1 protein-coding gene is annotated in these 595 nt (G+C 33.4%); it reads left to right on the forward strand.

The annotated features are described in order from the left end of the window. Nucleotides 1–593 (forward strand): methyl-accepting chemotaxis protein (locus tag KAR88_RS08710; protein WP_224365925.1); only part of this gene is annotated, 593 nt, incomplete at its 5' end. Between the last annotated feature and the right edge of the window lie 2 nt (nucleotides 594–595).

A 595-nucleotide genomic window follows, 5' to 3' on the forward strand; every position in this document is an offset into this window, starting at 1 on the left:
AGATGTTAAAACAAAGTTCTGACTTTGCTAATCACTTAGCTAGTGAAAGTTCTAAACTTCAAAGTGCAGTTCAAAACCTTACTTCATCTTCTAATTCTCAAGCAGCTTCTTTAGAAGAAACTGCAGCTGCTTTAGAAGAGATTACTTCTTCTATGCAAAATGTTTCAGTTAAAACCAGTGATGTTATCACTCAATCTGAAGAGATTAAGAATGTTACAGGTATTATTGGAGATATTGCAGATCAAATCAATCTTCTAGCATTAAATGCTGCTATTGAAGCTGCAAGAGCAGGAGAACATGGTAGAGGCTTTGCCGTTGTTGCTGATGAAGTTAGAAAGCTAGCTGAGAGAACTCAAAAGTCTTTATCTGAAATAGAAGCTAATACTAATTTATTGGTTCAATCTATCAATGATATGGCAGAATCTATTAAAGAGCAAACTGCAGGTATTACTCAAATCAATGAGAGTGTAGCTCAAATTGATCAAACCACTAAGGATAATGTAGAGATTGCTAATGAATCAGCTATTATTTCTAGTACAGTAAGTGATATAGCTAATAACATACTTGAAGATGTGAAAAAGAAAAGGTTTTGATT

Source organism: Campylobacter sp. JH23, assembly GCF_017846595.1.
In the GTDB taxonomy this organism is placed as follows: Bacteria; Campylobacterota; Campylobacteria; order Campylobacterales; family Campylobacteraceae; genus Campylobacter_D; species Campylobacter_D coli.